At 71.6% G+C, this 7257-nt stretch carries 6 protein-coding genes; 5 read left to right on the top strand and 1 reads right to left on the bottom strand.

Annotated features, from left to right (window positions below):
* The first annotated feature begins 151 nt into the window (after positions 1 to 151).
* From Vlu01_RS13510 to Vlu01_RS13530, 5 genes are all read left to right on the top strand, one after another.
* A complete protein-coding gene (locus tag Vlu01_RS13510; protein ID WP_203998564.1) occupies positions 152 to 1066 on the top strand; it encodes a fructosamine kinase family protein in 915 nt (304 codons plus the stop codon).
* Positions 1063 to 2070, top strand: coding sequence for a GTP 3',8-cyclase MoaA (gene moaA / locus Vlu01_RS13515; RefSeq protein ID WP_203998567.1), 1008 nt, complete (start codon positions 1063 to 1065; stop codon positions 2068 to 2070). The genes Vlu01_RS13510 and moaA overlap by 4 nt, the downstream gene beginning before the upstream one ends.
* A gap of 2 nt (positions 2071 to 2072) precedes the next feature.
* Positions 2073 to 2321, top strand: coding sequence for a MoaD/ThiS family protein (locus Vlu01_RS13520; protein WP_203998570.1), 249 nt, complete (start codon positions 2073 to 2075; stop codon positions 2319 to 2321).
* Between the two features lie 13 nt (positions 2322 to 2334).
* On the top strand, positions 2335 to 3633 hold the full coding sequence (locus tag Vlu01_RS13525; RefSeq protein WP_203998573.1) for a metallophosphoesterase: 1299 nt from the start codon (positions 2335 to 2337) through the stop codon (positions 3631 to 3633).
* Positions 3634 to 3694: 61 nt separating this feature from the next.
* Complete coding sequence (locus Vlu01_RS13530) at positions 3695 to 6895, top strand: UvrD-helicase domain-containing protein (RefSeq protein WP_203998575.1); 3201 nt, start codon at positions 3695 to 3697, stop codon at positions 6893 to 6895.
* A gap of 144 nt (positions 6896 to 7039) precedes the next feature.
* Here Vlu01_RS13530 and Vlu01_RS13535 read toward each other — a convergent pair.
* A partial coding sequence (locus Vlu01_RS13535; protein WP_203998578.1) for a hypothetical protein occupies positions 7040 to 7257 on the bottom strand: 218 nt, incomplete at its 5' end.

Genomic DNA, 7257 nt, shown 5'->3' on the forward strand with positions numbered 1-7257 from the left:
GCAAGCAGCCTGCGAGCCGGCGAGTTGGTTCGCTGCCCCTGTGGACGACACGCGGGTTATCCACAGTCACACAGAGTGTTTTCGCTGCTCAGGACGGATCTGTGGCTGCCCGGAAGCCGGCGGGCCGTTCAGGTAGCGATACCTTGCGGGGATGGATCTGGCGTACCTGCGGGCGCATCCCGAGCAGTTGCCCACCTTCCTGACCCATCAGCGGATCCGCGAGACGCCGGTGTCCGGTGGCGACATCTGCGCAGCGTCCCGACTGACCCTGGACGACGGTCAGTCGGTGTTCGCCAAGACCTGGCCGGAGAAGGCCGGGCGACCCGTGCCGGAGGGGTTCTTCGCCACCGAGGCAGCCGGGTTGCGTTGGCTGCGCGAGGCCGGTGCCGTCGCCGTACCGGAGGTTCTGGTCGCGTTGCCGGAGCTGTTGGCGTTGGAGTGGGTCGAGCCGGGTGAGCCGAGCCCGGAGGCGGCCGAGCGTTTCGGGCGGGAGTTGGCCGAGTTGCACCAGGCGGGTGCGCCCGCGTTCGGCGCACGCTGGCCGGGGTTCATCGGTGCGCTGCCGGCGGACAACACGCCGGACGACGGCCCGTGGGCGCAGTGGTTCGCGCGGACCCGGCTGCTGCCCTACCTGCGCCTGTCGGTCGACGGCGGAGCCCTCACCAGTGCCGACGCCGCCCTGGTCGAGCAGGTCGTGGCGAGAATCGACGAGTTCGGCGGTGCCGAGCCGCCGGTGCGTATCCACGGTGACCTCTGGCCGGGCAATCTGCTCTGGGGTGATGACGACCGGGTCTGGCTGGTGGACCCGGCGGCGCACGGTGGTCACCGGGAGACCGACCTGGCCCAGTTGGCGCTCTTCGGTGGTCCTCCGCACCACGACCGGATCTTGGCGGCGTACCAGGAGAGCTGGCCGCTGGCCGACGGATGGCGGGCCCGGGTGCCGCTGCACCAGTTGCACCTGCTGCTCGTGCACACCGCACTCTTCGGCGCGGCATACCGCGATTTGGTAACCGGGAGCGCCCGGGACACCCTGAGTGGGGCAGACCGCGCTACCGTCGATCAATGAGCTCCCACCTGCCGACCGGCCTCGTCGACCGGTTCGGCCGCGTCGCCCGGGACCTGCGGGTGTCGCTGACCGACAAGTGCAACCTGCGCTGCACCTACTGCATGCCCGCCGAGGGTCTGCCCTGGCTGGCCGGGCCGCAGGTGCTCACCGACGACGAGGTGATCCGGCTGGTTCGGGTCGCGGTGTGCCAACTCGGCGTCGACGAGGTGCGGTTCACCGGTGGTGAGCCGCTCATCCGCCCCGGTCTGGTCGGCATCGTCGAAGCCGTCTCGGCGCTCGACCCGCGCCCCCGGATCTCGCTGACCACGAACGGAATCGGCCTGGACCGGCTCGCCCCCGCGCTCCGCGCCGCCGGTCTCGACCGGGTGAACGTCTCCCTCGACACCCTGGACCGGGAACGCTTCACCCGGCTCACCCGCCGGGACCGGTTGGCCGACGTGCTGGCCGGCCTGGCCGGCGCGGCCACCGCCGGGCTCACCCCGGTCAAGGTCAACGCTGTGTTGATGCGCGGTGTCAACGACGACGAGGCGCCGGCGCTGCTCCGCTTCGCCCTCGACCACGGTTACGAGCTGCGGTTCATCGAGCAGATGCCACTGGACGCACAGCACGGCTGGGATCGCGCCGCCATGGTGACCGCCGATGAGATCCTGACCACGCTGCGTGCCGCGTACGACCTCAGCCCGGATCCGACCGAGCGTGGCTCCGCCCCCGCGGAGACCTGGCTGGTCGACGGCGGTCCGGCCCGGGTCGGCGTGATCGGTACGGTGACCCGGCCCTTCTGCGGCGACTGCGACCGGACCCGGCTCACCGCCGACGGGCAGGTGCGCAACTGCCTGTTCGCCACCGAGGAGTCGGATCTGCGCGGCGCGTTGCGGGCCGAGGCCGACGACGAGGAGCTGGCCCGCCGCTGGCGGGCGGCGACGTTGCGCAAGCGGGCCGGGCACGGCATCGACGACCCGTCCTTCCTGCAACCGACCCGGCCGATGTCGGCCATCGGAGGGTGACCATGGCGAGCGTCACCATCCGGTACTTCGCCGGGGCGAGGGCCGCAGCCGGCCGGGCCGAGGAGTCCACCGCCGCCGGCCGGTCGTTGGACGACGTGGTGGCTGAGCTGGCCGAGCGACACGGTGGGCGGTTGGTGTCGGTTCTCGCGGTGTCGAGTTTTCTGATCGACGGCGTGACCTGTCATGATCGGCAGAAGCCGCTGCCGGCAGGGGCGACGATCGACGTCCTGCCTCCCTTCGCGGGCGGCTGAGGGGGATCCACACGTGTTCGCGGTACTCGGCTTCGTGACCACCCTTGCCGTGATCACCGGGTTGATCCATCTCTACCTGTGGAAACGGTTGGTCAAGGACACCACCACCGCAGGGCGCTGGCGACGGGTCGGCACGGTCACGGCCGTGGTGCTGGCCCTGCTCGTACCGGCGACCATGATCGGCACGCGGGCCGGGATGTACTGGCTCGCCTGGCCGGGTTACCTGTGGCTCGCGCTGATGTTCTACCTGCTGGTGCTGCTCGTCGTGCTGGAAGTCCCGATGCTGGTGACGCGGCTGGTGCTGCGCCGGCGGGCCGCCCTGGCCGCGCCGGAACCGGTCCTGGTCGGCCCGGACGGGGCCGGGTCGTCGAACGACGGGGCTACCGCCCCGGACGAGCCGGCCGCACCGCCTCAGCCGGTCAACGACACCCCGGAGACTCCATCGGCAGCCGGTGCCGTCGGCCCGGACCACGATCCCAGCCGTCGCCTGCTGCTCGCCCGCAGCGCCGCGATCTTCGCCGGGCTCACCGCCACCGGCCTGGTCGGTTACGGCGTACGCACCGCGATGGGTCCGCCTCGGCTGGACCGGGTGCAGATCCCGCTGGCCAAGCTGCCGCGCAGCATGGACGGTCTGCGTATCGCCACCGTCTCGGACATCCACATCGGGCCGCTGACCGGTCGGGCGCACACCGAGCGGATCGTGGCCGCGATCAACCGGCTGGACGCCGACATCGTCGCCGTGGTCGGCGATCTGGTCGACGGCACGGTCGCCGAGCTGGGTGACGACGCGGCACCGCTGCGTGACCTGCGGTCGAGGCACGGCAGCTACTTCGTCACCGGCAACCACGAGTACTACTCCGGCGTGGAGGAGTGGGTGGCCGAGGTCGACCGGCTCGGGCTGCGGGTGCTGCAGAATCAACGACTGGAGATCGCCACTCGTGGCGGCGTGATCGATCTGGCCGGCGTCAACGACGTCTCCGCCGTCGGTAGCGGCGTCTCGGCTCCGCCGGACTACGACGCCGCGCTGGGCGACCGCGACCCGTCCCGACCGGTGCTGCTGCTGGCCCACCAGCCGGTGGCCGCGCTGGAAGCGGCGAGGTACGGGGTCGACCTGCAACTGTCCGGCCACACCCACGGCGGTCAGATCGTCCCCTTCAACCTGCTGGTCAGGCTCGAACAGCCGGTCGTCTCCGGGCTCGGTGAGGTGGACGGGACGAAGGTCTACGTGACCAACGGCGCCGGCTTCTGGGGGCCGCCGGTACGGGTCGGCGCGGAGCCTCAGGTCACCCTCGTCGAGCTCCGCTCGGAATAGCGCAGCTCACCTCCGTGCGTGGCGCCGAGCGGGAGCGCGGCCGCTCGTGGCAGGATGCGGCGTGCCTCCGTTCAGCGCCGTACCCCCCGGTGGCCTTCCGCCCTTCGTCGCGGATCTGCACATCCACTCGAAGTACTCGCGGGCCTGTAGCCGCGACCTGACCCTGCCGAACCTCGGCTGGTGGGCGCGACGCAAGGGCATCGCGGTCCTCGGTACCGGCGACTTCACCCATCCCGCCTGGTACGACCACCTGCGGGAGACGTTGCACCCGGCCGAGCCCGGCCTGTACCGGCTGTCACCGGAGGCGGAACGGGACATCGCCCGGCGGCTGCCACCCCGGCTGGCCAGCGAGGCGGAGAACGATCCGGTCCGGTTCATGCTCAGCGTGGAGATCTCCACCATCTACAAGCGCGACGACCGGACGCGCAAGGTCCACCACCTGATCTACCTGCCGGACCTGGACGCGGTGGGCAGGTTCAACGCCGCTCTCGGCCGGATCGGCAACCTCGGCTCGGACGGCCGGCCCATCCTCGGACTGGACTCGCGAGATCTGCTGGAGATCACGCTGGAGGCGAGCGAGGACGGCTACCTCGTACCGGCACACATCTGGACCCCGTGGTTCTCGGCCCTCGGCTCGAAGTCCGGCTTCGACGCGATCGCCGACTGCTACGCCGACCTGGCCGAGCACATCTTCGCGGTGGAGACCGGGCTCTCCTCCGACCCGGAGATGAACTGGCGGGTGGGCAGTCTGGACCGCTACCGGTTGGTGTCCAACTCCGACGCGCACTCGCCGCCCGCGCTCGCCCGGGAGGCCACGGCCTTCGCCTCGTCCCGGGACTACTTCGGCATCCGGGAGGCGCTGCGTACCGGTGACGGCCTGACCGGAACGATCGAGTTCTTTCCGGAGGAGGGCAAGTACCACGCCGACGGCCACCGGCTGTGCGGGGTGAACTGGGCACCGGAACGGACCCGGGAGGCCGGTGGACGCTGCCCGGAGTGCGGCAAGCCGCTGACGGTGGGCGTACTGAGCCGGGTCGAGGACCTGGCCGACCGGCCCGAGGGCTACCGTCCGCCGCACGCCCCCGAGGTGACCCACCTGATCCAACTCGCCGAGATCCTCGGTGAAATCAACAAGGTCGGTCCGCGTTCCAAGCGGGTCGAGGGCAAGCTCACCGAGCTGGTCGCCGCGCTCGGCCCCGAGTTGGGGATCCTGACCCGGGTTCCGCTGGACGAGATCGGGCGGGTCGGCGGCGAACTGCTCGCCGAGGGCATCGGCCGGCTCCGTCGCGGCGAGGTTCGCCGGGTGCCGGGCTACGACGGCGAGTACGGCGTGATCACCCTGTTCGACCCGGCTGAGCTGGGCGGCGGTGCCGGGGTTTCCGCCGGGCAGGAGACGCTGTTCGACGTACCGGTGCCCGCCCAGCGACGCGCACCGGAGGCGGCGGCGAAGGCGGCGGCCGGTGCCCGGCGGTCGTCGGCGAAGCCCGAGTCGAAGCGCAAGCCGGCGGCTCCGGCGCCGCCGATCGCGCCGGCACCCTCCCCGCACGAGCCGTTCGAACCGATGCTCGCCGGGATGGAGGAGGTCGGCACCGGTCTGCTCGACCGGCTCGACGCGATGCAGCGGGTGGCCGCCTCGGCCCCCGGGGGACCGCTGCTGATCGTCGCCGGTCCGGGCACCGGCAAGACGCGGACGCTCACCCACCGCATCGCGTACCTCTGCGCCGAGCTGAACGTCTTTCCGGAGCAGTGTCTGGCCATCACCTTCACCAGGCGGGCCGCGGAGGAGCTGCGACACCGTCTCGACGGCCTGCTCGGCCCGGTGGCCGAGGACGTCACCGTCGGCACCTTCCACTCGCTGGGGCTGACCATCCTGCGCGAGAACGCCGAGGCGGCCGGGCTGCCCGAGGGCTTCCGGATCGCCGACGACGCGGACCGGGCTGCCGCGCGGACCGATGCCGGGGACGATCCGGCTAGGTACGCCGCGCTGCTGCGTAAGCAGGGTCTGGTGGACCTGGACGAACTACTCACCCTGCCGGTGGCACTGCTGCGCGAGGATCGCAGGCTGGTCGACCGGTACCGGCAGCGGTGGCGGTGGATCTTCGTGGACGAGTACCAGGACGTCGACGCGGTGCAGTACGAGCTGCTGCGCCTGCTCAGCCCGGCCGACGGCAACCTCTGCGCGATCGGCGACCCGGACCAGGCGATCTACTCGTTCCGGGGTGCCGACGTCGGGTACTTCCTGCGTTTCTCGCAGGACTTCACCGATGCCCGGCTGGTCCGGCTCAACCGCAACTACCGCTCCTCCGCGCCGATCCTGGCCGCCGCGGTGCAGGCCATCGCGCCGTCGTCGCTGGTGCGGGGTCGCCGGCTGGATCCGGCCCGGCTCGACCCGGAGGCACCGCTTGTCGGTCGGTACGCCGCGGCCTCCGTCGCCGACGAGGCCGACTTCGTGGTACGCACCGTGGACGAGCTGGTAGGTGGCCTGTCCCACCGGTCGCTGGATTCCGGCCGCATCGACGGGCGGTCGACCACGCTGTCCTTCTCGGACATCGCCGTGCTGTACCGCACCGATTCGCAGGCCGCGCCGATCGTGGACGCTCTGGCCCGGGCCAACATTCCGGTGCAGAAACGCTCGCACGACCGGCTGCGGGACCGCCCCGGGGTGAGCGCCATCGCCCGCGAGCTGCGGCACGCCACCGGTGTCGACGGTGCCCTGTCCGCACGGGTACGCCTCGCCGGGCAGGTGCTCGCGGACCGGTTCGCCATCCCCACCCTGGACGGGTCCGGCGGAGTACGCCCCGAGGACGTCCGGACCGCCGTCGACCTGCTCACGCCACTGGCCCGTCGGTGTGGTGACGACCTGGAGATGTTCCTGTCGCAGCTCGCCACCGGCGCTGAGGTGGACGCGCTCGACCCGCGTGCCGAGGCGGTCACTCTGCTGACCCTGCACGCCGCGAAGGGCCTGGAGTTTCCGGTGGTCTTCCTGGTCGGTGCGGAGGACGGTCTGCTGCCGCTGCGCTGGCCGGGCACCGCGCCCGACGAGGCGGCAGTGGCCGAGGAGCGGCGGCTCTTCTTCGTCGGTCTGACCCGCGCTCAGGATCGGCTCTACGTCAGCCACGCCGCCCGCCGGTTCCGGCACGGCTCGGAGCGGGACTGCCGCCCGTCACCGTTCCTCGACGTGGTGGACCCGGGCCTGTTCGAGCGCCTCGGCGACAGCGAGGGCCCCCGACGGCCCAAGGACCGTCAGCTACGGCTCATCTGAGGCGGACTGAACGGGCAATCGTCGCGCCGGTGACGTGCCGTACACACTACGGTGACGTGTGCGGTGCCGCTGATCGGTCGACCACCCGACGGCACCGCCCGAAGGCTCAGGAGGGCGCGCATGGGGAACTACGGATCACCGGGCTCAGGCCCGCAGCCGTGGCACGAGCCGCAACCTGGTGAGCAGCCGTGGCACCAGCCGCAGCCCGGCCAGTGGTACGGCCGTGATCAGCCTACAGCGGCGTCCCATGACCCGGGCCGGACCTACGATTCCGACCACCCCTACGGTGACCGGTCCCATGGTTCCGGCCAGCACTACGGGCCGGCCCAGAGCTACGGGTCCGGCCAGGACTACGGGTCCGG

It is taken from the genome of Micromonospora lutea (assembly GCF_016863535.1).
GTDB lineage: Bacteria > Actinomycetota > Actinomycetes > Mycobacteriales > Micromonosporaceae > Micromonospora > Micromonospora lutea.

What these genes read in the sequence shown, in the direction of transcription:
- Vlu01_RS13510 (WP_203998564.1), top strand. Translation starts at nt 152, where the DNA reads ATGGATCTGGCGTACCTGCGGGCGCATCCCGAGCAGTTGCCCACCTTC.
- Vlu01_RS13520 (WP_203998570.1), top strand. Translation starts at nt 2,073, where the DNA reads ATGGCGAGCGTCACCATCCGGTACTTCGCCGGGGCGAGGGCCGCAGCC.
- moaA (WP_203998567.1), top strand. Translation starts at nt 1,063, where the DNA reads ATGAGCTCCCACCTGCCGACCGGCCTCGTCGACCGGTTCGGCCGCGTC.